The sequence below is a fragment of the Peribacillus sp. TH27 genome, assembly GCF_016650915.1.
GTDB lineage: Bacteria > Bacillota > Bacilli > Bacillales > DSM-1321 > Peribacillus > Peribacillus butanolivorans.
In genome coordinates, this window is the sequence record NZ_JAEKEV010000002.1 from 1,682,099 (window position 1) to 1,706,750 (window position 24,652).

The window sequence follows — 24,652 nt, forward strand, 5'->3', positions numbered from 1 at the left end:
CAGTTAGCTAACCCTTTCCTTAAACCGGATTGAACGTTGTATTTACTATATACAACAATCACGCTTTCTTAAAGTATAAAAATCCTTCTTCTTACTATTTCTCCATTAACAAAAATAATCCTGCCCTTTCATCTGAATTCAAGGTAAATCGCGCTGGTATCACTCATTATTATGGATATTCCCCTTTTCTATCATCAACTTATGCTCATTATAAAAAATTCTTTCCATCACTTGACTTTCATCACTAGTCGAAGGAAGGGAGAAATGATTTACAATTTTAAAAACCCCTTCTTCCAACTCTGATATTAAACCCATTTGCTCTAAAAGCTGAATATATTGCCTAACAGGATACTCTATGTCTATTTCCTTAAGCAAGGGCAATGATCTGAACTTTATTCCCCCGTTTTTTGCCCGCTTCTTAAAAAAATAGATAACATCATTCATAATAATCTTTTCCCCAGGCCTTTTCTTTTGAAACACATCCATGTAAAGCCAAGCTTGCCATTCAATCGGCGGTGTTTCGATCAAAAGCATTCCTCTAACCGGCACCCCTATTTCAATAGGAATCGTCGCAGGCGAAATATGATGTGAATAGAGTCCCTGGAAAAATGAATCACTTCTCCGTGCAGTTTTCACACGGTTAAGGCACCAGTTTTTTCGTTTACTTCTCCAAGCAGGTAGAAAAGGAAAGCTGAAGCAGTTTCGAGGCGATATCTGACTAGGTGGAAGTATCACTAATGAAGCAGTAGTTAATTCGGCAAACACGTTTCTAGGGGAAAAAGGGGTGAGGTTTTTTAAAGCTGATAATTGGTTAGTTTCTGGACAATACATCCAAAGAAACGGGTGATTGTAGCTGCCAGTAACAAACAACCAATGAAAGCCTGATAAACTGAATTCATGCAGATTCCTTCTTTTCAAGTGTTTAGCTGCTAGGATCCAAATTGGTTTGATACCGACACTTTGATAGGCGTTTGTTCGTTCTATGAATTCAGTCTCGGAAATAACGGAACATTGGAACTCTACTGCATAGCGTATACCTCCTATCGCTACTAAGATATCTGCCCTTTTCCTTATTTCAGGAAGGTAGGCTTCTAGATCAGCTTGATAGTGGTGTGATAAAAACCAATGAAACAATTTTCTTTTCCCCATTATATGATAAGCGGATTCCGGTTCCGACGAAGCGCGGCACGAAGAATTATTTTTGTGGGCAAAATGGGGGATTTTAATCATTCCAGCCTTGATTGTCATTTCTGCTTTGCAGCACGGACAGTAATAATCTGTTGACATTCTCAATTCAGCAAGCAAATTTGCTGTCATTTTTTCAGGAAGGGTAATCCAAGTTCCATTCTTTTTTATCGCAGTTATCATACGTCACCTCTTTAATTTATATCCATTCGCTATTATCACATAGGATTCCTTTTAAATTTAAGCAAAAAAAAAATGCCTGATTGGCATTAAAAGGTGCAAGCACTTAAAGAAGTGGTGAAAGTAATCTGCAAGTGGACTCCAGTATTTTTAACCCCATATTCCGTTTGGTGAATTCATCTAGATTCACTTCTTGTGAAACCTTTATATCTTCCAAAAAGTCATTCACCAGGTGTTGTGTACTTTCCGTCCGGTAGAGAAAGGCATTGACCTCAAAATTCAAGTGAAAACTCCTCATATCCATATTGGTTGTCCCAATTGAAGCCAGTTGATGATCAACGATGACAATTTTACTATGCATGAACCCTTCATTATATTGAAAAATCCGGACTCCAGCCGCAAGCATTTCTGGAAAGTATGTTCTGGAAGCATGGAATACAATACGCTTATCAGGATTCTTCGGAACGAGCAGCCTGACATCCAAACCACTCAAAGCAGCAACCTTTAATGCCTGAAAAATATCGTCATCAGGAACGAAGTAAGGAGATGCAATCCATACAGACTTTTCTGCAGATGTAATCATCTTAAAAAAAATGCTCTTAATGATTGTCCACTCACTATCCGGACCACCTGCAATCATTTGTACACCACCATGTTCATGATGAAGCGGCAGGCTGGTTTGGAGATATTCATCAGATAAAAAGCTATGGTCGGTACTGTAATACCAGTCCTGTAAAAAAATGAGCTGTAACGACCTTACTGCTTCTCCCTTCACCATAAGATGCGTATCACGCCAAAATCCAAAATTCGGATTACGTCCCAAATATTCATCACCTATATTGAGTCCCCCCATAAAACCAACAGACCCATCTATCACAATTATTTTACGATGGTTACGAAAGTTGAATTTATTATTTAATAGAGGGAGACGCAGCGGGCCAAAGGCAACAATTTCGACCCCTACATTCCTCAGCTCATAAATATAGGATCTGGCTAACTTCCAAGAGCCAACCGCATCATATATAAAACGAACCTTTACCCCTTCTCTTACTTTTTGTATCAATACATCCTTTAGAACACCACCAATATGGTCATCCCTAACAATATAATATTCTAAATGGATATGATGTTTGGCTTTTTTTAATTCCTGGATGATATTAGAAAATGTTTCCTCTCCATTTGTTAAAATTCGAGTTTCAGTTGTAAATGAGATGGGACTATTCCCAAGCCTTTGTGCAAGAGAAAATAACTTCTGGGGGTGCTCCCCCATCTCCTTAAATTTCCGATAATTAAGTTCTGCTTCGCTGTCTACTTTTACGAAACTTTGCTTATCTAAAAAATATTTCTTACGAAATATCCGTTCTTTCCGGAAATTACGTCCAAACAAAAAATAAAACATGAAACCGATAATTGGGAAAGCACCAAATACAACAAGCCACGCTATGGTATGGGCGGGATCCCGATTTTCGAGGAAGATGATAAATCCAATAATCACCAAGAAAAGAGTCAATATCAGACTGAAATAACCGAAGAGCCCTCCATTGATCTCCTTTAATAGAAAATACCACGTGCTACCCAACAAGAGAATAAGCAGACTAATGCCGACTTTATTCTTCACCTAGACTACCTCCAATTAACAAACACAGGCACACTCTAATAAGACCTTCCTGTCTAAGATAAAAACATTCATTCTAGGGCGAAAAAAACCGATTTCTACTGAAATCGGCTCCACAGTTATTAGTTATACGAAATATTTATCAACCGTTGCGAATACATCATTTTCTATCACTATTTTACCGTATTCGTCTAGCATGTGTACGGTTATCGGTGACTCCTGACTGTATTCCAATAAAAGACTTAAAATATTATCAATTTCTTCCTCGTCAATTTCGGCCTCGGAAAATTCGATATAGAGGTAATATTTATTTTGATAAACATAAAGTTTCGTTGTCCAGCTATCCAAGCCATGACGCTTGCTTAAAGAAATAACATCTTCGAAATCCTCGAATATTGTGATGAATTCAATCATTCCATCTTCAAAGGTAATACCGCTTTCTTCATCCTTATCATGAAAATGTTGGTCAAGAAGTGTATCCATCTTCTCTGATACGTTCAAATCCTTTAATTTATCTTCTGAAAGAGGCAGCTCGAGTTTCTGACCATCTTTGGCAAGTTGGGCTTTTGTGACCAAAACTTCCAAGCCTTTTTCAAGAGCTTGAACTTGAATCCATAAAGGTCCTTCAATCATGAATTCCTCTTCTTGATGCACTTCATCCATCATTTCCCAAAAAAGCTCCTCACTTCTTTCACGACTGTACCAAATCTCTTCGCGATCAAAGCCTCTTTCCTCAATATCTATATAGGAAATATAAAATTTAACTGTATCGTCATTAATGCGTTCGATTTCCATGATTCCCCTCTCCCTTCCTTTCTCATTTTGAAGGGATAATAACCCCCAAGCGAAAATTGCTCTTAAAAGCTCTTTACCCGTAAGTGAATACTGTAAATCATGTTAGTCATTAAAACAGACTATTTTACATCATTTTATGACAAAACCTTTAAGAAGGGAAATAAAAAACATTACTTTTCTAAAAAACAATTGTTTGCCTAATATTCCATACATTCTATAAAAAAATTCATCCGCATGCAACTATATCGGAACTTCCTTTAATTTTAGTTAATGCTCTACTATATACATAACATCGTGAGTTACATTCACCTTTTATCTTTAAAGGTGACCAAGTGTAGCCAAATCGAATGCTAATATCAAAAAGGTGCATTTTCCTAAAATCCAGATTAAAAGGTGAAATTTAAGTGGGAATTCAGTTATGTATAAAGAAAAAGCTCTGCACAATTCTCGGCAGAGCTTGAAAACCTTATTAATTGACCATACGTTGTGCTTCTCGTAACTGGAACGTACGAACTTTACGTGGTAAAAAGCGTCTAATCTCATCTTCGTTATATCCAACTTGAAGCCTTTTCTCATCAAGGATAATTGGACGTCTTAACAGTCCTGGATTTTCCTTAATCAATTTATATAATTCTTGAAGAGGCAGGCTCTCCAAATTTACGTTTAATTTTTGGAAAGTTTTTGATCTTGTTGAGATGATTTCATCCGTACCATCTTCAGTCATACGCAGAATCTCTTTAATCTCATCAATCGTAAGCGGTTCTGAAAAAATGTTTCTCTCTTTATATCCAATTTCGTGTTCCTCTAACCATGCTTTTGCTTTTCTGCATGAAGTACAACTAGGCGATGTATATAATGTTACCATGTTTACTCACACTCCCTAAATATAGAATCGGTGATCTATGAGGGGAAATCTACTATTAGTATTCATAAGTACCACTCTAATTTGAAATAATTTTAAATAAGTATTTCATAATGTTAATTATACACTAATTTATTTAAAATGAATACCCTTTTTCAAAATTGAAAAAATCCTTTAAAACTTCTTGTTTATCCTGTACTATAGCTAATTCATTTTTTTATGTAATACATTTTAATCCACTTTTTCTAATTGAAAATACCTAGCTACCATTCTCATTTAACTCTCATTTTAGCCCTCATATTTTTTTATTAGTTCGTTACTTTTATTTACCCCCATTCCTTGTCAATAAACAAGTTCATTTTAATATATTTTCTTTAATGAAGAACAAAATCCTCCTTTCTTTCAAAAAACCATTCTTTTAGCACATATAACCATAAACATAAAAAAAAGGTAAATCAAAAGAATCAGAATGGGGTGAGATTTGTAAATATTCAAGAAGTTAATTCTTATTCGGTAGCCCAGCAAAAAATACATAAGAAAAGAGCCGGTAATTTTACCGGTTCTCAGTTTGTAGACAAAAGGAGTTCTATCTAAATGTTAAAACAAAGTTGATTGGAACGGAAGGTACGAGACTGCTGCGGGAAAAGCGCGTCCAAGGGAGACCCCGCAGGCGCAATGGCGCCGAGGAGGCTCCCAGACCGCCCGCGGAAAGCGAGTGCCTGGAGTGGAAATCAACGGTCAAATTTTAAAAACAAAAAAAGACTGTAGAGCCGGTAATATACCGGCTCTAGTTATTCATGCTTATCTCTTCAAATATATCCGTTTCATGCCCCATACTTATACTCAGTACATCCTCTACATTTTGATAAGACTTTCCATAAAGGTGATTGTCCTTATAGGTATGAATTTCAGAGTAAATCTCTTTCATGAAATTAAATACCTCTTCGTCTTCTATAGATGAATCAGATGGCCAATATAAGATTTCCATCGGTGTATTCTCCTTGGTAGCAAGCGATTTCCTGCTATATGATATAGAAGAAGCATGCTTGAACCCTTCCCTTTTATAAAACCGTAGTCGTTTTAATGTATCATCATCATGTTCTTGCACAGGCTCAACTTCAAGTAATATTGTTTTTTGCCTTTTTTGCAACTTTTGAATCAGTTTTCTTCCTAACCCCTGCCCCCTTGATTTCTTGGAAACAAACAGGTAATCAATGAAAATAAACTCATCCCCTTCCACATATAATAAAACATGGTCAGGACCTTCATCTTTTTTGTAAATTTCCTGCTTATCCGTTAAAAGAATTTCTATATGCTCTTTTGACTTCATTTCTTCAATTGGAAAATACTGATTTAACTTTTCATACCAATTCATAATTTAATCTCCTCTTTTACTACTTTTTACTTTCCACAATTTTTCTTATCCACTACAATAGAACTTAAATAACTTGAAAATATTAGGAGGGTTAGGATGATTAGTTATTTTACAGACCTGATTTTGGTCGCGGTTTGCGTAATTGGCATTACAGCCGTGAATGGCGTAGTGACGAATGGGATCGGCGAAAAATGGTTTGGCGGTAAACGTCACTCTCATATTTTCGATCAATCAAAGCGAATTCAGTCAGGATGGAATCAAGTTGGTGGAAATAAGAAACGGTAATTCCTACAGAAATTGGATGACCGAAAGCCATTCCCTAACGGTCATCCATTTTTCACGGCGTATAATCTACCCCTTTGGTATACCGATTCGCTGCATTCCATAATAAATATTCATCAATTCCATTATCATTTAAAGCTTTAATTTGGGCTTCCACTTCTTCCTTACCATACTTTTGATAATTCCCCGCCCCTAAATAAGAAGCTGTAAAATCTTGAAGCCAAGGTCTAGAAGTCGGTGGTGCTTCCAGTTCTTTCAGCTTCCTATTCTCCAATTTTGCATATTCCTTAACGAGGTCATAAGGCTCCAAATCAGGTTTCTCGATACCGAAATAAGATGTCCAATGACTTGGATATATCATCGAGGAAATAACATCAACATTTTCAGATATTTTGGTGAAATTTTGGCCAATTCCTGGAGCTTCCGGTAACGTAGCGGCATAGCCAAAAATATCCACTGATACATCCACTCCGTATGGTTTTAGTTGTTTCTTCGCATAACTGACGAAATCCGTTACTGCCTGTACCCTTTTTGCAGTATGACTAATTTTTGCTTCATCATAGTCACCCATATTATATTTCAATTCGTCTTCTTTTTTTTCAAACCCTTCCGGAAAACGGACATAGTCGAACTGAATTTCTTTGAATCCCATCTTTGCCGCTTCAATAGCTATTCCAACATTATAATCCCATACCTCTTTCATGAATGGGTTAACGAAAGATTCTCCACGACCATTTTCCCATACCTTTTTTTCATCTAAAAATGACCATTCCGGCTTCTCTTTTGCGAGAAGGGTATCTTTGAACACAACTACCCTGGCAATCGGATAAATCTGTTTATCCTCCATTTTCCTCAGCATTTCCTTAGGATCTTTTATATGGTCTTTACCAATCCCAGCATAAGGAGAATCAGGATCTTCTGACTTATACGTAACGTTTCCCCAGTCATCCTTAATATCAATGACCATCGCATTCAAATCGGTTTCATCTACATATTTAATAAGTTCGTTGAATTTGTTGCCGCCCGCTGCAGGTCCAGTCACATAAATTCCGCGCACAGCATCCGGATAGTCAAACTTCAAACCCGAATTAAATACAAAACGCGGGGCCCTCTCAGGTAGTTCTTTACTTTCAAGTGCTACATATCTAGTCTCGTTCATACTTTCTGCATGAACAGGCTGCTGAATCAGGAACATACACATCCCTGTCATCAACCATTTAGTCATTGGTTTCATTTCTCCACCTCATTCGCCATCAGTCTTCAATTTTATTTTACAATTACAACAGACCCCTTTCTTTAATACCACAACGATTGAACTTTACTCCTATATCTAGTTAATAAATAAAAAAACTTTGGGTTTTAGTCTCAAAAAAGGTAATAAAATCTATGTGTACCTTTGAATTACGTTGTCATACACGATAATTTTGTTAGAAACGTATTACCTTGTATCCTTCCCCAAAATCGTCTACACATTGAAAAATAAAAAACAATCTCACATTCTTGAAATCGTCTTATATAATTCAGAATGGTTATAGAAGGAAATAAAATTTCCTTTCATGGGCTCGATAATAGTCTTTATGCTGTTTCGATTATACATTTAATATGAATAAATGCTAAAATACATTTATAGTGGACAATTCGTATTTCTGGAATGACGTCGATACACGAAGTGATCACTTCAAAACGTCCCCTCCACGAGATATAAATGAGCGCTTTCCTATCTTAATAAGGCGCCAGTTACTTTCAAAAAAAGTGGCTTCATTTTCTATTTATCCTTTACAATAATGAAGAGCGAATATCCATTTACTTAATAAACGTATTTAGAGGAGTGACTAGCAGTTGAAAAGGATTTTCTCCGGCATTCAGCCATCCGGTTCCGTTACTTTAGGGAATTATATCGGAGCAATGAAACAATTTGTTAACTTACAAAATGAATATGATTGTTTCTTTTGTATCGTTGACCAGCATGCAATTACAGTTCCACAAGATCGTCTTAAATTAAGAAAAAACATTAAAACATTAGCCGCTTTATATTTGGCTATTGGCCTCGATCCGGAAAAGAATACAATCTTTATTCAATCAGAGGTACCTGCGCATGCTCAAGCAGGCTGGATATTACAAAGTATCTCTTATATTGGCGAACTTGAGCGTATGACTCAATTTAAAGACAAATCAGCCGGTAAAGAAGGGGTTTCTTCAGCACTGCTGACCTATCCCCCGCTGATGGCTGCCGATATTCTTCTTTATAGTACAGATGTTGTTCCTGTCGGCGAAGATCAAAGACAGCATCTTGAATTAACACGTGATTTAGCTGAACGATTCAATAATAAGTACAACGAGATTTTCAAGATTCCGGAAATCAGCCTTCCGACGGCAGGGGCGCGTATAATGTCGCTTCAAGAACCATCTAAGAAAATGAGTAAATCAGATTCTAACAAAAAGGCCACGATTGCCCTATTGGATGATCCAAAGCAAATCGAAAAAAACATCAAGAGCGCGGTTACCGATTCCGAGGGTATTGTCCGTTATGATAAGGAAAACAAAGCTGGGGTTTCCAACTTAATGTCGATTTACTCCATCTTTAGCGGGAAAACCTACCCCGAAATTGAAGAATTATACGTAGGAAAGGGTTACGGAGACTTTAAGAGTGATTTAGCTGAAGTAGTACTTGGAGAAATCTTACCAATCCAAGAGCGCTATTACAAATTAATTGATTCTCCTGAATTGGATGAAATTCTTGACCGTGGTGCAGAAAAAGCGAACATTGAAGCGAATAAAATGATCAGAAAAATGTATAACGGTATGGGGCTTGGCAGAAAAAGATAAAAGAAAAAGACGATCCTAATCGGATCGTCTTTTCTTTTTAAGAATGTTAAATGCTCCTATAATATTGATGGACTATCTCCTGTCTCTACTTGCCAAAGCTTTTCAAAAAATGGCTGCCCCTTTACTAAGTTTTCGCATAGTTGTAGGTGTTTCTCTGACCAGCCTTCCTTCATTTCCTCATATAACTCAAGCCAAGCTATTTGAAAATCCATTTCTTGAATGCTCTCATATTTTTCTGGAGCCCATTCTGTATACCAATAACGGATTTCAGCAGTGTTTTTCGCTGTAAATAATTGATCCATGGCCATGAATAGAAGCTGCTTTAGCTGTCTTTCTTTTCTTGTCAATCCATTCATAAATAAGGGTGACGGCGATAAAATATGATATTCTTTCTCAGATGTAGGTTTTTCAGTAAAAGTGTAATCCATCTCATCATGGTTTTCTATCATGTCATAAACAATTTGTTCCTGCCGAGGAATTATTCTGCTTTTCCGAATCGGAATATGATAACCTATTGTATCTACAGCTAGAATTCCATTTCCATCGGTAACGATAAAACAATAGTCAAGCTGAATTCGTTCATGGTTTTTCCTTGCATACGCTTTTTGATAGACATCGCTAAGCAATGGCTTAGGTAATTCTGATAAGTCATTTTCTATGTAGTGGAAGAGTGTTGCTGAGACTTTCAACAGAGGAACTTGATCTAATAGCTCGATCCCATCATCCTTCCTCCATTCATGAAAATGACAAATATTATAGCCGTTTTCTTCTCCTTCAAACCAATTAACCCATACATCATGAAGATATAACATCATTCATCCCTCACTTAAACAAATTTCTGTTTGTCAATCAGTATAGGCAGGAACCAGACATTTTATTCCTATTCTAGAAAACAGATTAAGAAAAATAGAACGTATAAATTAGTTCTTTTCTGTTAAGAATTCTTCAGATTGGATAATGAATGATTTTTTTACAGAGAGTTTTTCAGCATTCTTCGCCAGATAGTATCCTGTACAGTATCCTAGCATATACGGATACCCCTTCTTCCCCAGCAGAAGAACATCATGAAGTGGGTCTGTACGCTTTATGGTATGCTTTTCTTTTAAGTGCTTACTCCAAAATCCCCGGAGTTTGTCTTCCTGATATAACTTTGTCCATTTCGCTAAATATTTCGTTCCTAAATATTTACAAACAGTTCTTTCAGCGAGCCCTTCCATAATCATCGTATCGAGAAGTGTATAATCTTTCTGTTCTTTTTTCAATTGGTGTAATCGGCAAACATGATGATATTCATGAATCAAAAGGGCCTCCATTTCCCTTTCCGCTATACCATTGTCATAAAAAAGAAACAATTTATCTTCAAAGGCCAATCCTGATTTCGTTTCAATAGATTGCTTCCACATACCTGAAGACATAAGAGGAAAGATATAAATGGGAACGTCTGGCCCTTCCCATAACTTCTTATAAGAAGTAAAAAGGCTTTGTGTCTTTTCCCAAACATTATTTTCTGTTAAGTTTCCCCATGTATTTTTCGTTTTTTGATTTGGAGAATACATGCCGTGCTTTTGTAAGTGGCGATAAATCATATCTCCATTAATATTGTTGTTGAATTTATCTTTAAGTCTGTCCATCATCTGAACCGGGCGGTCGAAATCCTTCTTCAACCATTCATTTGTTGAAATAACACCCATCCCATACACCCCCGCCTCTTTTAACTATCGTATGATTTTATAATTGCGGGTGACACATATTATTTCCCTATACATGTTTAAGAATGAAACAAAGCTTTCTATCAATGAAGGTAACCGCTTCGATCCATGGACCATCACAAACAAAAAAAGAGCAAATCTCTAAAGATTTGCTCTTAACATTAATTATTGATATTTTTTGAAAAGAATAGTTGCGTTATGTCCGCCAAACCCAAGTGAATTGCTGATGGCCGCATTAATTTCACTTTTCCTTGCTTGATTTGGCACATAGTCCAAATCACACTCAGAATCCGGTGTTTCAATATTAATAGTCGGTGGCAAAATGCTGTCTCTGATTGCCTGAATGGTGAAAATTGCTTCGACTCCACCTGCCGCCCCTAACATATGTCCAGTCATTGACTTTGTAGAGCTTAATGCAAGTTTATATGCATGGTCACCAAAGACTTCTTTGACTGCCATCGTTTCATATTTATCATTGTAAGGCGTACTTGTTCCATGGGCGTTTACATATTGGATGTCTTCCGGTTTCAAACCTGCATCATCAATCGCAATCTTCATCGCTCTTGCTCCGCCTTCTCCACCAGGCGCTGGAGCCGTAATGTGGAAAGCATCTCCAGTCGATCCATATCCAGCTATTTCAGCATAAATCTTGGCTCCACGGTTTAATGCATGTTCTAAATCTTCAAGAATAATTACCCCAGCTCCTTCTCCGATTACAAACCCATCACGGTTTGCATCAAAAGGACGGCTTGCCGTTTTTGGATCAGGATTTGTCGATAAAGCCGTGTTCGCACAGAAGCCTGCAACCGACATTTTCGTGATCGGCGCTTCGGCACCACCTGTGATCATTACATCGGCATCGCCACGTTGAATTGCTTTAAACGCGTCACCAATTGAATTTGTTCCAGTTGCGCAAGCTGTTACCGTACAAGAATTGATTCCCTTAGCTCCTAGTAAGATAGAAACCTGGCCAGCAGCCATATCCGGAATCATCATTGGCACGAAAAATGGACTTACACGCTTATAGCCTCTATTTAAAAAGTTTTCATGTTGTGTTTCAAGCGTCTCTAGTCCACCAATACCTGAACCGATCCAAACACCAACACGTGTGGCATTTTCATCTGTTATTTCTAGCTTACTATCATTTAATGCCATAACTGATGCAGCAATGGCATAATGCGTAAAACGGTCCATCTTACGCGCTTCTTTACGATTGATATATGTCTCAATATCGAAGTCTTTTATTTCAGCAGCCACTTTTACAGGGAAATCATCAGCATTCAAGCGTGTTAATGGCCCTATCCCTGAGTTCCCCTCAATTATATTCTTCCATCCAGTTTCTGCATCATTACCAACTGGAGAGATTGCTCCAATACCTGTTACAACAACACGGCGATTAGTCATTAGAAATGGCTCCTTCCTTTTATAAAACTCGTACGATTTTTTTGTTTTCTATTTTTATTTCCCCCACCTTAGAGCAATTGCTCCCCAAGTGAGTCCTCCTCCAAAACCGACCATGACGATTAGGTCATTTTCCTTAATCCTGCCCGCTTCCATTTCTTCTACAAGAGCAATCGGAATCGATGCTGAAGAGGTATTTCCATATTTATGAACGGTTTTTGTCATTTTTTCAACTGGCAGTCCCAAACGTTCCCTCGAAGCTTCCATAATTCGAATATTGGCTTGATGAGGGACAAGTAAATCCACATCTTCTTTTGTCAATCCCGCTTTATCAAGTACATTCAGGCTAGATTCTCCCATCTGACGGACAGCAAACTTAAACACTTCACGTCCGTTCATGGAAATATAATCTCCTTCCTGTAATAAATGCTTACCACCAGTTCCATCTGCACCTAATTCGAAGGAAAGAATCCCTTTTCCTTCTGCAACAGGCCCAAGGACAGCAGCACCCGCTCCATCCCCAAATAGGACAGCAGTATTGCGGTCTTCCCAATTGGTTATTTTTGAAAGCTTTTCAACACCAACAATTAACACATGCTTATAAGCACCTGACTGAATAAATTGCTGTGCTGAAATCATCGCATACATAAAGCCAGCACATGCAGCACTAACATCCATAGCAGCCGCCTTATTTGCTCCTAATTTCTCCTGAATCATACAAGCAATAGAAGGAAACGACTGATCAGGTGTCACGGTAGCTACAAGAATTAAATCTATCTCGTCCGCTGAGATGTCTGCATTTATCAATGCAGCGTTTGCCGCTCCATAAGCCATATCAGAAGTATTTGTATTATCATCGGCTATTCTTCTTTGCTCGATACCTGTTCTAGTCCGAATCCACTCGTCAGAAGTGTCCATGATTTTCTCTAAATCCGCATTTGTAACGATTTTTTCGGGTAAGTAGCGTCCAAGCCCTAATATTCCAGCGTTCATTTTGCCATCCCCTTATTTATTTTAATAAATAATTATCATCATCTATTATTACCTGGTACTAATTTTATATAAAAAAACTCTTCCTTGCAAGAGCTAACAGTTTGAAAGTATAAAAGAATCTGTTTCTTGAATCGGACAAGGGCCTACGCCAAGGTGTTTTATAGACATACATTATAGAAAAAAGGAGGAATTTATTATGGACATTTTCACTCGCAACAATCGAAGTACACAAGATGATCATTTTTCGGATTTGATGTTTGGTAGAAAAGCGGAGCCTGAACTCCAAAAGGAGGAATCAAAAGTTGACTACATGCAATTGATGGTGAGCGTAGAAACATTAATGGGATTATATGACCAATACAAACCAACCATTCAGAAAATGAACCCATTGATTACCAAGTTCTTAAACAAAGATTAACTGAAAAAAATGATGGCTGTCCGCATGACTGGACAGCCTAAGCTTAATTAACGCTGAGCATCTTGTTTTCCAAGCTCATAAGCTTCTTGCATAACTTTTTTAAACAGGTCCATGAACGGCTCTGCCATATCCATTGAAAAAGGAATTCCATTTGCCTCCAGCTTTGCTTTAGCCTCTGGGAAGTATTTCATAGCGATTCCCATAAATTCAAGTGTTTTATCTGAACTCATTTTTAGTTGCCTCCTTATCTACTTGATAATTTACCAGATAATCATTTTTTCACTTAAAGAATATCTCATTATTATCATAATTCCCCGTAGCCCTTTCGTAAAGGCACAGACATTAAAAAATGAATTTCCTGATAGTTTTATTCCATTCATTAAAGTATGAGGCATATAAGATACAGGCCAAATTAACAGGTTTTGGATTTTTCCTAGAATTAATGTCTATTGATACTGTACCTGCCTTGTCATATACATTTACCTAAAATAGGATTTGATATTCATGTTTTTAGTTTCTTGAATTACTCGCACCCTTTTTAACAGTGCTTCTAGAGTTTAACCAAAGGCTCTCTTTAATCACGCATTCTCCACTTTTTAAGTAAGTTTAATCGTTTATTATGTTTCCTTTGTAAGGAAACACCTTCTTCTGGACCCGTTTTACTTTGCACCTCAAAGACGGTCCCTTTTATTATCTTAGTTGCTGGTTGAATAAATAAGTAATCAATACTTTCTCCAAAAATAAACTTGGCACATTTATTCCAGTGATCATCTATACTGCTGCACAGCTGGATGTTTCTATCTGATAAGGTAGCAACTCTTTCTAAAGCGTTCACAAAATCAGTAATAAAGAGCGCATCCTCGGTATATTCACGAGCAAGCGTAGCTTTGATAGCTGATTGTTCAAGTTGGTTGATTCCGGCTTCAAAGCACATGCTTTCTGGTTGCCAGGGGCCATAAATCGTCGGTAAAAATATGATTTTAACAGAAGCAATTCCTTCAATTGAGGTTATTATTGACTGAAAATCCTCCACATCGTCTTCAACAGGCATGAGAATCACAATATTTGGCGTTTTATCTAAGCCATTTTTTTTGCATTTCTCAAGAAAGAAAACGATATCGTCTATAAGACAATTGATTCTACCTATTTTACCTTTTCTAATATCGTAACAAGATATAAAAACAGTGTCCTGCTGGGAAATATCTAATAATCTAAGTTTATTTATCGGAAAATATATATAATTAGCACTTCGACCAATTTCAAGTTCCTTTTCTTCTATAATACACTGACTTGCTTGGGAATCTGTCCAATCAATTCCGATTACCTCTTCGCCCTGATTCAATAAATATTGGGTCACATAGAAACCTACAAATTGATAAGAGCCAATGACAATGAATGTTTGCATAAATACAGCCTCCTCGTATGCCATCAAGCTCGCTTCATCCGGCACGTCAAGTTTTTTTAGATGCTGTATCGTATGCAAACTATTGTGAAAATATATCCACTCTTATAAAGACTCTTCATTCTCATTAAAAAACTTCTGAATTTGATAAGGTATTTTATAGCGTTTTTCAGGTAATAAATAAGTTAGTCGCAAGTCAGCCTTTCTAGCCAGTTGGATTTGCCGATAAAAGGAGGCTTGTTCTTTACGCAAGCTTCCAAAAACCTGAATTACTTTTACAGGGATATTCTCCGCAATTAACGGATCTTCAGAATCCAGAATATGCTGTTCACATTCGGCTGGGTTCATCTCATAAGCAGCCGAAACCTCAGTCAACCACTTTTTATAAAAAAACTTATTTTCCTTTTCTTTTTCCAGTTGTGCTTTCAATGAAAAAACCGGATCAATAAGAACGACAGAACGTATTTTACTTCCTAGTTCATTCATTAGCCTTAATGCGAGAAGTGCGCCTGTCCCCTCTGCCAACACATGAAACCTTTGATTGACTATTTCCTTTTTCATGAAGAGAATATATAGTTTAAGGGAAAGATCAAGAGCTTTTGGACTACCCCAGCTGGCTCCGTGGAAATTGGATGAAAATAGTGTGTATCCGCATTCTTTTAAATACTCCAATATTCGTAACCTGCCAGGATGCTGGAGCCAAAAGCTGCTGTCTTTTTCGACAAAATGACTACGGTCTCCGATTACCATTACGGAAAAACCACTGGGCTGCTCCGGATAATAGACGATACTCCATTGGTCATCAATTTGAAAAGTTCGCTGTTCCAGTTCCATCTTTTAAACTCCTTTAAGGAATATTCCTACAAATACTACTACTACTTAATTTATGTTGAAATATTGAAAAGGTCAGGGGAGACGCCTATTTTCTTTTCATAAATTAATCAAGGTGGAATAATTTCGTGAAGATCTCGAAATATTATCGTTTTTCTTTTCAATCCCAACCCATCTGTCAGAAAAGATTACCTTTGTTATACTGTATTTAATTATTTAATGGTTATTATGAAAAAGCCGTTTTAACTGTATATTAATTATGGTAAGATAAAAATGAATGTAGTGGAATGAGGTGAAATTCGATGCGTTATGCTTGGACAATTTTTTGGACATTCTTATTAGTGCATATGACTGTATATGTTGTTTCTTCCATGATCGGAGTTTCATACGATGTCGCACAGGGAACAATTTTAGGAATCGTCGCGGCTATTCTAATATGTATTATCCCTGCTGTTATGCCTGCTGGGCCAACAAAAGACTCTCATCAACATTAAGAAGCAAAAGAGGACATCCTTTGGGGATGTCCTTTTTGTTATACCGTTCTTTGCTTTTGATTAAACTACATTTCATAAACTTTAGATTAGTACTAATTCGTTATGAACATAATCAATCGTGATTCCTTCTTCGTTTTCAACTGTCCCCGCTATAATTCGGCGAGCGATTTTTGTTTCCAAATGCTTTTGAATAAATCGCTTAAGCGGTCTTGCCCCATATACCGGATCATACCCTTGTTCGGCAATGAATTCCTTAGCCGCTTCGGTGACGTGGAGATTTATATTTTGTTCAGTTAACCGCACTTGTAATTGCTGAACCATTTTCTCTACAATTCCAACGATTTCATGTTGAGTAAGCGGTTTGAATAACACAATGTCATCTACTCGATTCAAAAATTCAGGGCGGAAATGTCCTCTTAATTCTTTGAACACTTGATCCTTTATTTCTTCTTCAATGGCTCCATCGCTACGGTTGGACTGCAACAAGAAATGGGAGCCAATATTGGATGTCATGATAATAACCGTATTTTTACAGTTAATAGTTCTACCTTGGGAGTCTGTTATACGTCCGTCATCCAACATTTGCAGCAAAATATTGAAGACCTCCGGATGTGCCTTTTCAATTTCGTCCAGTAGCACGACGGAGTATGGGTTTCTTCTAATAGCTTCGGTTAGTTGTCCGCCCTCCTCAAAACCAACATATCCAGGAGGCGCACCGACTAGTCGGGAAACGGAATGTTTCTCCATGTATTCCGACATATCGATTCGAATCATATGTTCATCACTATCGAATAACGTTTCTGCCAACGCTTTGACCAGTTCAGTTTTACCCACTCCGGTCGGTCCCAAGAAAATAAACGAACCAATCGGTCTGTTTGGATCCTTAATTCCTGCCCTAGCCCGTAAAACAGCATCAGATACAAGTTCCACCGCTTCTCCTTGGCCTATTACGCGTTCGTGAAGAATTTCCGAAAGACGAAGCAGCTTCTCTCTTTCACTTTCCACCAGCTTGCTTACCGGAATACCCGTCCACCTCGCAACAATCGATGCGATTTCCTCTTCCGTCACTTCTTGGCGAAGCAATCGTGATTCCTGCTTTTCCTTTTCCAATTCATCTTCCATAGCGTCCAATTCTTTTTGAAGCTGTGGAATCCTTCCGTGCCGTAGTTCAGCAGCCCTGTTGAGGTCATAGTCATTCTCTGCCTGTTCCAGTTCATGACGAAGCTTCTCGAGCTCTTCACGTTGGTCCTGTACTTTTTGAAGCGCAGATTTCTCCATTTGCCACTTTGCTTTCATGCTATTCGCTTGATCCTTAAGTTCTGAAAGTTCTTTTTGGAGTACACCTAGCCTTGCTTTACTTTGAGGATCCTCTTCATTCTTCAAGGCGGCTTCTTCAATTTCGAGCTGCATAACCTTTCTTGTAATTTCATCTAGCTCTGAAGGCATTGAATCAATTTCCATTCTGATCATCGCACAAGCTTCATCCACTAGGTCAATCGCTTTATCTGGTAAAAATCGCTCCGTTATATAACGGTTGGAAAGGACAGAGGCAGCAACAATCGCCCGATCATGTATCCTGACGCCATGGTGAATTTCAAACCGTTCCTTTAATCCGCGCAATATTGAAATAGTATCTTCCACATCTGGCTCGGGAACGAGAACTTGCTGAAAACGGCGTTCTAGAGCGGGATCCTTTTCAATATACTGGCGATATTCATCCAGGGTTGTTGCACCGATACAGTGCAGCTCACCACGCGCAAGCATCGGCTTTAACATATTCCCTGCATCAAGTGCGCCATCCGTTCTGCCTGCTCCTACAATTGTATGCAATTCGTCAATGAATAAAAGAATTTTACCATCACTCTTTTTAATTTCATTCAGTACAGCTTTTAAACGTTCCTCAAATTCACCACGGAATTTGGCCCCGGCAACAAGAGCACTCATATCAAGTGAAAAAACTGTTTTGTCTTTTAGTCCTTCCGGGACATCCTTCCTGACAATCCTTTGCGCCAATCCTTCGACAATCGCTGTTTTACCTACCCCAGGTTCCCCAATCAATACTGGATTATTTTTAGTCTTTCGTGATAGAATCCGGATGACATTGCGAATTTCCGTATCACGCCCGATGACAGGATCAACCTTCCCCGATTTAACTTCAGCAACGAGATCTCTGCCATATTTTTTTAGGACTTCATATGTGCTTTCTGGATTTTGACTAGTCACTCGTTGATTCCCCCTTATATCGTGTATAACTTGTTTTGCTTTATCGTAATCTATTCCACAAGTTGAAAACAGCCTGTTTATATTCGGTTTTTTTTCCTTTAACAACGCCAACAGGATGTGTTCGACGGATAAATATTCGTCCTCCCACACTTGCATTTCTTTTTCTGCAACCGTCAATAACTGTTGTAGGGAAGCTGACATATATACCTGAGCAACACTGCCGCTCACTTCCGGCAATTTATTAAGTTCCTTATTTAGCTCTATTTCAAAACGACTGACCGTTTTATCGGAATCAGATAAAATTCTAATTAATAAACTCTCGTCCTGTTCCATTAAGGTTTTTAATAAATGAAGCTCCGTCAGTTCCGGATTTCCCCTATCCTTGGCTAGTTCCTGCCCGCCAATAAACGCCTGTTGGGTTCTCTCTGTCATTTTATTAATATCCATCTTAAAACCTCCCATTCATCAATTCCATGAACGAACTCTTACAACGTTTGACCATTTTTGACCTTTATGGTTTCATTATACTTTTTATTTTTCCCTTGTAAAGAAATGTTATAAAAAATACAAAGGTTATTAAGGGATAAACAGTAAAAGCCTCTCTTCATAAGGAAGAAAGGCAAAAATCTAGTATTGATTTAAAAAATATGCTAACCACAACTTTTGGATGAATGAAGCAAATGCAGGTTATTATGCTTTTACAAACGCTTTGTTGTAACCGTGGAAATCATCAACAAATTTAAAATCCTTATCCGTGCGATTTAATAGAATCGTATCACGAAGCAGTATCCCCGCATCGGTAGTATTGTGGATAATTTCTCCCCACATTCTTGCACTTGTTTGAACGTTCGCTGTACGTGGAATGCGTTCTTCTTGATATTCCAAAAATGCCTGCTCCACATTATTCCCATTCTTATGAAGCATATCAGTCAAATAAGCCGCATCTTCTAAAGCTTGGCAAGCTCCTTGTGCCAAGTATTGAAGCATTGGATGTGCAGCATCTCCCGTAAGTGTGATCCTGCCTTTTGTCCAGTTATTAATTGGCAAACGGTCGTACATCGGCCAGCGACGTTGACGCTGAATGAATGAAATCGCATTTTGAACAAGCTCACAAGTTCCTGCAAAGACACGGTCCATTTCTTCCGGGGTACCCCATTGATCTGTTTTTTCATTTTCTTCGGTGTATTGAGAACTTTTGAAAACAACTACCTGATTGTAAAGCTCTCCTCTTCTAACCGGATATTGAACAAGATGAAGATTCGGTCCAATCCACATATATACATCATCTAAATCTCCGTGACTCGTTACCTCTTCCATTGGAAGCGCACCTCTGTAGGCAACATATTGAGAGCATACCGGTTGATCTTCCACGAATAATTTACGGGCATTAGACCATAAACCATCCGCACCAATAACAGCCGTTCCTAAATGTTGATCTCCATTTGCAGAAGTAACAGTAACTTGACCTTCATTTTCTACCGTTTCAATAATGGTTTGGTTCGTTACAAGTTCGATATATGGGCTACTTTCACATGCTTCAGCTAACACTCGATGCAAATCAGAGCGATGTAACACAACATAAGGTGCTCCATATCTTTCTTTATATACGTCACCTAAATCTAAAGCGGAAAGCTCTTTGCCCGAAAAAGCATCCATCAAAACTAATCTTTTTGGAAAAACTGCAATTTCGTTGATTTTATCCATAACGCCTAAACGTTGTAAAACATTGGTTGCATTCGCAGCAAGCTGAATTCCAGCTCCAATTTCACCAAATTCAGGAGCTTGCTCCAAGACCTTTACATACTGTTTTGTTTCCGCAATTCCTAGAGCCGTTGCCAACCCGCCTATTCCTCCACCGATGACAATGAATGGTTTTTTTTCTGTGTTCATTATTCAATTCCCCCTAAAATAAGTTGTCATAAGTCCAAAGTTGTAGACCACTAACACAGTAAGCGTTTTCATTCGACCAGCATTATCGTAATATTTATGACAATCAGGCTGGAAGTACCAACCTGATTTTTCTTATACTAAAACAGCCTTAAATTCACTTTCAACTTTTTGGAAACCATTGTTTGTATCAAGTGACTGTTGTTGTTCTAAATCAAATCGCTCCATTATTGGAAGATCGTTTACCGAGAATAAGTAAGAATCTACTTCTGCAACGTGCTCATGCCAAGCCCAGTTTGGAACTACAAAGTAGTCACCCTTAGACCATTCAAACCGTACTCCATTAATAACCGTATAGCCGGAACCCTCGTGTACTTGATAGATTGTTGAATGAGTATGGCGATGTGCTTTAGAATGGAAACCTTTTGGAAGTTTCTGCATCCAAGCTCCCATCGTTGGATTAGCCGTTTGTCCATTAGATGGGTTGATATATTCAACGGCAAAGCCTTCATATGGATCTGGTTCAAAGTTCATTAACCCTTCAATCGCTGCTTTCGTGCCTTTCCACTTGTAGTTTGCAAGCGGAGCTACTTGTGAATAACGATCGGATACCGGACGAACCATTCCACCTTGATAACGAAGTTCCGAAAAATTATCCGGACGTTTCGGCGTTTCAATACGGTCTGGATACGGTTCAAAGAAAGTACCGCCAATAGAATAGATAGTAGGGATATCAAGAGCGTCCATCCAAATCATCGGTTTATCTCCAACATGACCATGTCCATGCCAAAGATTTTTAGGTGTGATTAAGAAATCTCCTTCTTCCATGAAGATTCTTTCTCCTTGAACAATTGTGTAGGCACCTTCACCATTCGTAATAAATCGAAGAGCGCTTTGAGAGTGACGATGAGAAGGAGCTACTTCACCTGGCAACAATAGTTGAACCGCTGCATAAAGCGTTTGGGTTGTTGAAGCCCAGCCCCAAGGCTGGCGATAAGTTAGGCCAGGGTTTTGAAAATAAATGGCTCTGCGCTCACCGCCGCGATCAGGTGTGAAGATTTCAGCTGCTTCCATCAACTTTTTTGTCAGAAGCTCTTCTTTCCACAAATAAGCATGGGCATGTGGTTTAGGTTCATGATCCATTAGAGCGGGAATAGCTTCCCATAGGGGTCCAAGATTGTACTGCTGAATATCCCTTGTAAAATCTTTTACAATTGCACTGTTCATGTAATCTGATTTTTCAGCCACATTACTCCCTACTTTCTTTTTTCATTTTTTATCACTTAATTTTAGAAAGATTTCGCTTAATTTGGTCATAGTGCCCTGAAACATGGTCATCGATGAAATGATCTACGATATAAGAAACAGGTTTGTTACCGAATTTGGCAAAGTTCCGGTGCGGTGATTCTTTAGATAGTGTTTCTTCATCTAATTTCCCGAGGCCGCTCTCAACTTTATATTTCAGTTCATCCACTTGTTTTAAAACTTCATCAACTGATAGTTTTTCCGTATCAGTAACCGCTGCTAGTCGAGCTGGATCTTGCAATCCACGTCCCCATTTTGAGCCCGGAGTGGCTACTACCGTTTCCACTTCACCTAGCCAGTAAGGAATGGCTTCCGCTATATGAGAAAGGATTTGCATGATTGACCACTCTTCCTCTGTCGGGTTGAAACGGATTGTTTTCTCTGAAAGGTTAGCTGTTGTCTCAAGAATGTGATCGATTGATTGTTGAAAAGATTGGATCGATGTACCGATTGACTGATAAGCCATTCTTATTTTCCCTCCCCAGCACGTTTCACACGGTTTTCGAGATAACCGATTTTGTCGATTTCGATTTTGACAACGTCACCATCTTTTAAGAACACTTGTGGATCGCGGGCTACTCCTACTCCACCCGGCGTTCCAGTTAGGACGATGTCACCTGGTTCAAGAGTCATTAAGTTCGATAAAAATTCAACTAAATATTTCACATCGAATACGAAGTTAGATGTATTCGTTTTTTGGCGTTCTTCACCATTTACAGTTAAGCGGACATTTAATCCAGAAGGATCAGATAACTCATCTGATGTAACTAGCCAAGGTCCCATTGGTGCACTGCCTTCGACTGTTTTCCCTTGAAGCCATTCAAGTGTACGGCGTTGAATATCACGATAAGTGACATCATTCGCAATTGTATAACCTGCTACATAATCAAGTGCATCATCTTGAGAAACATTGCGTGCCCGTTGGCCCACTACAAAAGCAAATTCTGCTTCATAATCTAGTTGTTCTGAAATGGGGAAAAACGGAATATCATCTTGAGGTCCAATTACTGTATTAGCGAATTTGGCAAACACGACCGGGAATGGAGGCAGTTCGCGACCCATTTCTGCAATGTGTTCACGGTAGTTATGTCCTACACAAATAATTTTCCCTGGCTTTTGGACAGGTGCCTCAAGCTTTACGTTTTCAACAGCATGTACCAGAGTACGTTTGAATGAATCGCGATTATTCAATGCATAATCCGCAGCTTTTCTTGCGATGGAAAGGCTTTCATTCCCACCCTGTAGAAATGCTTCCATAGTTGAAGGTACATAAGCTTCAGCGATTTGTTCACTGCGAAGTTTCCCTTCACTTTCAAGAAGTGCTTGATAAGCATAGTTTAGGTCTACAATCTCTTTATTTGGATAAATTGCGCCAATACGTGTAAATCCTTCACGGCTAAAAGTTACTAATTTCATTTTTCATTCTCCTTTATTTATCATTATTTTTTAAAAGCTGTCTTTTAGTTGTTTTATCGATGCACCTGTCTTTGTCTGAAATAAGGCATTGTTTATAAAAAGAATGTCCTTTCACAAACTAGAGGACAAATGGTAACTAAACCTCGCATCAATTTTTAATTTTTCACTTATAGATAACTTAGTTCACTATTTATATACATGATAACTTAATTTTCGGAAAATTGTCAAGAAAGTATTGCAAAAATTTTTATGAAAATGATATTATCAACATCATTATGAGGCTTTCAGTAGCAAATTTAACAAATACAAATATGACTAGACTTATCGAAAACTAGAAGTATAGTAAACAGATGTGTTTATGCGGACGTTATGGAGCATACTTTTTATTTATTTTCATTTAAACTTTACATACTCTGATATACTAGACCTAAATTAAAACAGATTAGGGAGATTGTCATATGGAAATCGTAAAATCTGGTTCAACGATTCAATCCTTGCAAATCGGGATGAGCATTATTGATTTACTCGCTTCACAAAGAAACCCTTTAAGATTCTCTGATATTCAAGAATCTACAGAAATAACTAAAAGTAACCTTTATAAGTATTTAAATACTTTGACCCAACTCGAGTTACTATATCGCGATAAGACAACTGGTATGTATTCCCTCGGGAGCAAACTGATTCAATATGGTATGGCAGCCATTGGGAATGAGGACGTCACAAGCCGAATTACTCCTTATTTACAAGAAATCAGCCATCATACCTCCTGCACGGTGTTATTTTCCGTTTGGACATACGATGGACCAATCACAGCAAAAATATGGAATTCCAATCAAAACTTAAATATTGGGGCCCAGCTAGGCACGCGCCTTCCCCCATCTTCTTCTTCCGGCAAAGTATTCACTGTATTCCAGGATTCTTCCATAACGGCAGACTGGATAGAAAAAGATAATAATGTAGGAACTAAGGAATATCAAGCGATACAGAAATACAAAATTGCTTTTGCAAAAGAGCCTTTAGTACCTTCTGTTTCTTCCATGTCCATTCCGATTTTTAACTATAATGCAGAATTATTGGGAGCGATTACTGCTGTTGGCTTCACTGAAAGTATACCGGATCATTATGAAGATCCCTTAAGCCAATATTTAAGAAAGAGTTTTTTAGAAATCTCGAATATTTTCGGTTATTCTGAAGAATAGGATAGGTTATTTCCCATAAAAAAAGCAGGAAAAGGAAGTGAATTGTCCCTTTTCCTGCTTTTTATTTTATTATGGCTTTCGCTGATAGGTCCATATCCTGTTATGATTTGAAGTTTCAGGAAAAGTATCTCCTGCTTCTAGCTTTACCTTTTTCGGATTTAATACCGTGCTACCCGTTTCACCGATTTCTACGTAAGCCCCATTATTAGGTGCCTTCTGACCTGGTTTAAATTGACGATTTTGCCCCATAGATT

General features: G+C 38.1%; 24 protein-coding genes. 5 read left to right on the forward strand and 19 right to left on the reverse strand.

Annotated features, from left to right (window positions below):
* Positions 1–159: 159 nt before the first annotated feature.
* The 5 genes from JFU24_RS09510 to JFU24_RS09530 all read right to left on the reverse strand — a co-directional run bounded on the left by JFU24_RS09510 (position 160) and on the right by JFU24_RS09530 (position 6,012).
* Positions 160–1,368, reverse strand: a complete 1,209-nt coding sequence (locus JFU24_RS09510) for a competence protein CoiA (RefSeq protein WP_201249884.1) — start codon at positions 1,366–1,368, stop codon at positions 160–162.
* A 103-nt stretch (positions 1,369–1,471) separates the two neighbouring features.
* A complete protein-coding gene (gene cls, locus JFU24_RS09515) occupies positions 1,472–2,983 on the reverse strand; it encodes a cardiolipin synthase (protein WP_201221663.1) in 1,512 nt (503 codons plus the stop codon).
* A gap of 123 nt (positions 2,984–3,106) precedes the next feature.
* Positions 3,107–3,775, reverse strand: a complete 669-nt coding sequence (gene mecA, locus JFU24_RS09520; protein ID WP_053345000.1) for an adaptor protein MecA — start codon at positions 3,773–3,775, stop codon at positions 3,107–3,109.
* Positions 3,776–4,244: 469 nt separating this feature from the next.
* Entirely contained in the window at positions 4,245–4,640 is a 396-nt protein-coding gene (gene spxA, locus JFU24_RS09525; RefSeq protein WP_034314502.1) for a transcriptional regulator SpxA, read from the reverse strand.
* Positions 4,641–5,424: 784 nt separating this feature from the next.
* Positions 5,425–6,012, reverse strand: a complete 588-nt coding sequence (locus tag JFU24_RS09530; RefSeq protein WP_201221664.1) for a GNAT family N-acetyltransferase — start codon at positions 6,010–6,012, stop codon at positions 5,425–5,427.
* A gap of 96 nt (positions 6,013–6,108) precedes the next feature.
* Between JFU24_RS09530 and JFU24_RS09535 the strand changes: the two genes are divergently transcribed.
* Positions 6,109–6,297 carry a hypothetical protein gene (locus JFU24_RS09535; RefSeq protein ID WP_053344998.1) on the forward strand — a complete coding sequence of 63 codons (189 nt, stop codon included), beginning with the start codon at positions 6,109–6,111 and terminating at the stop codon, positions 6,295–6,297.
* A 52-nt stretch (positions 6,298–6,349) separates the two neighbouring features.
* Here JFU24_RS09535 and JFU24_RS09540 read toward each other — a convergent pair whose 3' ends face one another.
* The gene (locus tag JFU24_RS09540) at positions 6,350–7,489 is read right to left on the reverse strand and encodes a putative glycoside hydrolase (protein WP_242485454.1); all 1,140 of its coding nucleotides are present in this window, start codon (positions 7,487–7,489) and stop codon (positions 6,350–6,352) included.
* A 644-nt stretch (positions 7,490–8,133) separates the two neighbouring features.
* On the opposite strand from JFU24_RS09540, the gene trpS reads away from it, so the two are divergent.
* On the forward strand, positions 8,134–9,120 hold the full coding sequence (gene trpS, locus JFU24_RS09545) for a tryptophan--tRNA ligase (protein ID WP_053344997.1): 987 nt from the start codon (positions 8,134–8,136) through the stop codon (positions 9,118–9,120).
* A gap of 56 nt (positions 9,121–9,176) precedes the next feature.
* Here trpS and JFU24_RS09550 read toward each other — a convergent pair whose 3' ends face one another.
* The 4 genes from JFU24_RS09550 to JFU24_RS09565 all read right to left on the reverse strand — a co-directional run bounded on the left by JFU24_RS09550 (position 9,177) and on the right by JFU24_RS09565 (position 13,223).
* Positions 9,177–9,932, reverse strand: coding sequence for a YjbA family protein (locus JFU24_RS09550; RefSeq protein ID WP_053344996.1), 756 nt, complete (start codon positions 9,930–9,932; stop codon positions 9,177–9,179).
* Positions 9,933–10,040: 108 nt separating this feature from the next.
* Positions 10,041–10,811 carry a DUF2268 domain-containing protein gene (locus JFU24_RS09555; RefSeq protein ID WP_201249886.1) on the reverse strand — a complete coding sequence of 257 codons (771 nt, stop codon included), beginning with the start codon at positions 10,809–10,811 and terminating at the stop codon, positions 10,041–10,043.
* Positions 10,812–10,994: 183 nt separating this feature from the next.
* Positions 10,995–12,233: a beta-ketoacyl-ACP synthase II gene (fabF, locus tag JFU24_RS09560; RefSeq protein ID WP_201181836.1), complete on the reverse strand. Its 1,239-nt coding sequence runs from the start codon at positions 12,231–12,233 to the stop codon at positions 10,995–10,997.
* Between the two features lie 54 nt (positions 12,234–12,287).
* Positions 12,288–13,223 carry a beta-ketoacyl-ACP synthase III gene (locus tag JFU24_RS09565; protein WP_201221667.1) on the reverse strand — a complete coding sequence of 312 codons (936 nt, stop codon included), beginning with the start codon at positions 13,221–13,223 and terminating at the stop codon, positions 12,288–12,290.
* A gap of 196 nt (positions 13,224–13,419) precedes the next feature.
* On the opposite strand from JFU24_RS09565, the gene JFU24_RS09570 reads away from it, so the two are divergent.
* A complete protein-coding gene (locus JFU24_RS09570) occupies positions 13,420–13,641 on the forward strand; it encodes a hypothetical protein (RefSeq protein WP_053344992.1) in 222 nt (73 codons plus the stop codon).
* A gap of 47 nt (positions 13,642–13,688) precedes the next feature.
* On the opposite strand, the gene JFU24_RS09575 is transcribed toward JFU24_RS09570, so the two are convergent.
* From JFU24_RS09575 to JFU24_RS09585, 3 genes are all read right to left on the reverse strand, one after another.
* Entirely contained in the window at positions 13,689–13,871 is a 183-nt protein-coding gene (locus JFU24_RS09575; RefSeq protein ID WP_053344991.1) for a ComZ family protein, read from the reverse strand.
* A 344-nt stretch (positions 13,872–14,215) separates the two neighbouring features.
* Positions 14,216–15,046: a hypothetical protein gene (locus tag JFU24_RS09580; protein ID WP_201181840.1), complete on the reverse strand. Its 831-nt coding sequence runs from the start codon at positions 15,044–15,046 to the stop codon at positions 14,216–14,218.
* A 102-nt stretch (positions 15,047–15,148) separates the two neighbouring features.
* Positions 15,149–15,877, reverse strand: a complete 729-nt coding sequence (locus JFU24_RS09585) for an alpha/beta hydrolase (RefSeq protein WP_201249887.1) — start codon at positions 15,875–15,877, stop codon at positions 15,149–15,151.
* Between the two features lie 299 nt (positions 15,878–16,176).
* On the opposite strand from JFU24_RS09585, the gene JFU24_RS09590 reads away from it, so the two are divergent.
* Positions 16,177–16,368: a YjzD family protein gene (locus tag JFU24_RS09590; RefSeq protein WP_201249888.1), complete on the forward strand. Its 192-nt coding sequence runs from the start codon at positions 16,177–16,179 to the stop codon at positions 16,366–16,368.
* Between the two features lie 81 nt (positions 16,369–16,449).
* Here the strand turns inward: JFU24_RS09590 and clpB are convergent, their stop codons facing one another.
* The 5 genes from clpB to JFU24_RS09615 all read right to left on the reverse strand — a co-directional run bounded on the left by clpB (position 16,450) and on the right by JFU24_RS09615 (position 23,199).
* Positions 16,450–19,038, reverse strand: a complete 2,589-nt coding sequence (clpB, locus tag JFU24_RS09595; protein WP_201181844.1) for an ATP-dependent chaperone ClpB — start codon at positions 19,036–19,038, stop codon at positions 16,450–16,452.
* A 243-nt stretch (positions 19,039–19,281) separates the two neighbouring features.
* Positions 19,282–20,481: an FAD-dependent monooxygenase gene (locus JFU24_RS09600; RefSeq protein WP_201181846.1), complete on the reverse strand. Its 1,200-nt coding sequence runs from the start codon at positions 20,479–20,481 to the stop codon at positions 19,282–19,284.
* 132 nt (positions 20,482–20,613) lie between these two features.
* Positions 20,614–21,726 (reverse strand): cupin domain-containing protein, encoded by a 1,113-nt coding sequence (locus JFU24_RS09605; protein WP_201181849.1) that lies wholly within the window; start codon positions 21,724–21,726, stop codon positions 20,614–20,616.
* 31 nt (positions 21,727–21,757) lie between these two features.
* Positions 21,758–22,249 (reverse strand): DinB family protein, encoded by a 492-nt coding sequence (locus JFU24_RS09610; protein WP_201181851.1) that lies wholly within the window; start codon positions 22,247–22,249, stop codon positions 21,758–21,760.
* A gap of 2 nt (positions 22,250–22,251) precedes the next feature.
* Positions 22,252–23,199, reverse strand: a complete 948-nt coding sequence (locus tag JFU24_RS09615) for a fumarylacetoacetate hydrolase family protein (RefSeq protein ID WP_053344983.1) — start codon at positions 23,197–23,199, stop codon at positions 22,252–22,254.
* Between the two features lie 458 nt (positions 23,200–23,657).
* Between JFU24_RS09615 and JFU24_RS09620 the strand changes: the two genes are divergently transcribed.
* Positions 23,658–24,398 carry an IclR family transcriptional regulator gene (locus JFU24_RS09620; RefSeq protein WP_201181853.1) on the forward strand — a complete coding sequence of 247 codons (741 nt, stop codon included), beginning with the start codon at positions 23,658–23,660 and terminating at the stop codon, positions 24,396–24,398.
* A gap of 69 nt (positions 24,399–24,467) precedes the next feature.
* Here JFU24_RS09620 and JFU24_RS09625 read toward each other — a convergent pair whose 3' ends face one another.
* Entirely contained in the window at positions 24,468–24,647 is a 180-nt protein-coding gene (locus JFU24_RS09625; RefSeq protein WP_053344981.1) for a YjzC family protein, read from the reverse strand.
* Positions 24,648–24,652 lie beyond the last annotated feature (5 nt).

Coding starts and splice junctions, on each gene's coding strand:
- JFU24_RS09615 (WP_053344983.1), bottom strand. CDS start 23,199: ATGAAATTAGTAACTTTTAGCCGTGAAGGATTTACACGTATTGGCGCA.
- JFU24_RS09530 (WP_201221664.1), bottom strand. CDS start 6,012: ATGAATTGGTATGAAAAGTTAAATCAGTATTTTCCAATTGAAGAAATG.
- JFU24_RS09510 (WP_201249884.1), bottom strand. CDS start 1,368: ATGATAACTGCGATAAAAAAGAATGGAACTTGGATTACCCTTCCTGAA.
- JFU24_RS09555 (WP_201249886.1), bottom strand. CDS start 10,811: ATGGGTGTTATTTCAACAAATGAATGGTTGAAGAAGGATTTCGACCGC.
- spxA (WP_034314502.1), bottom strand. CDS start 4,640: ATGGTAACATTATATACATCGCCTAGTTGTACTTCATGCAGAAAAGCA.
- JFU24_RS09570 (WP_053344992.1), top strand. CDS start 13,420: ATGGACATTTTCACTCGCAACAATCGAAGTACACAAGATGATCATTTT.
- JFU24_RS09600 (WP_201181846.1), bottom strand. CDS start 20,481: ATGAACACAGAAAAAAAACCATTCATTGTCATCGGTGGAGGAATAGGC.
- JFU24_RS09575 (WP_053344991.1), bottom strand. CDS start 13,871: ATGAGTTCAGATAAAACACTTGAATTTATGGGAATCGCTATGAAATAC.
- JFU24_RS09610 (WP_201181851.1), bottom strand. CDS start 22,249: ATGGCTTATCAGTCAATCGGTACATCGATCCAATCTTTTCAACAATCA.
- mecA (WP_053345000.1), bottom strand. CDS start 3,775: ATGGAAATCGAACGCATTAATGACGATACAGTTAAATTTTATATTTCC.
- JFU24_RS09620 (WP_201181853.1), top strand. CDS start 23,658: ATGGAAATCGTAAAATCTGGTTCAACGATTCAATCCTTGCAAATCGGG.
- JFU24_RS09580 (WP_201181840.1), bottom strand. CDS start 15,046: ATGCAAACATTCATTGTCATTGGCTCTTATCAATTTGTAGGTTTCTAT.
- JFU24_RS09540 (WP_242485454.1), bottom strand. CDS start 7,489: ATGTTCCTGATTCAGCAGCCTGTTCATGCAGAAAGTATGAACGAGACT.
- JFU24_RS09625 (WP_053344981.1), bottom strand. CDS start 24,647: ATGGGGCAAAATCGTCAATTTAAACCAGGTCAGAAGGCACCTAATAAT.
- JFU24_RS09585 (WP_201249887.1), bottom strand. CDS start 15,877: ATGGAACTGGAACAGCGAACTTTTCAAATTGATGACCAATGGAGTATC.
- JFU24_RS09565 (WP_201221667.1), bottom strand. CDS start 13,223: ATGAACGCTGGAATATTAGGGCTTGGACGCTACTTACCCGAAAAAATC.
- clpB (WP_201181844.1), bottom strand. CDS start 19,038: ATGGATATTAATAAAATGACAGAGAGAACCCAACAGGCGTTTATTGGC.
- JFU24_RS09550 (WP_053344996.1), bottom strand. CDS start 9,932: ATGTTATATCTTCATGATGTATGGGTTAATTGGTTTGAAGGAGAAGAA.
- JFU24_RS09535 (WP_053344998.1), top strand. CDS start 6,109: ATGATTAGTTATTTTACAGACCTGATTTTGGTCGCGGTTTGCGTAATT.
- fabF (WP_201181836.1), bottom strand. CDS start 12,233: ATGACTAATCGCCGTGTTGTTGTAACAGGTATTGGAGCAATCTCTCCA.
- JFU24_RS09590 (WP_201249888.1), top strand. CDS start 16,177: ATGCGTTATGCTTGGACAATTTTTTGGACATTCTTATTAGTGCATATG.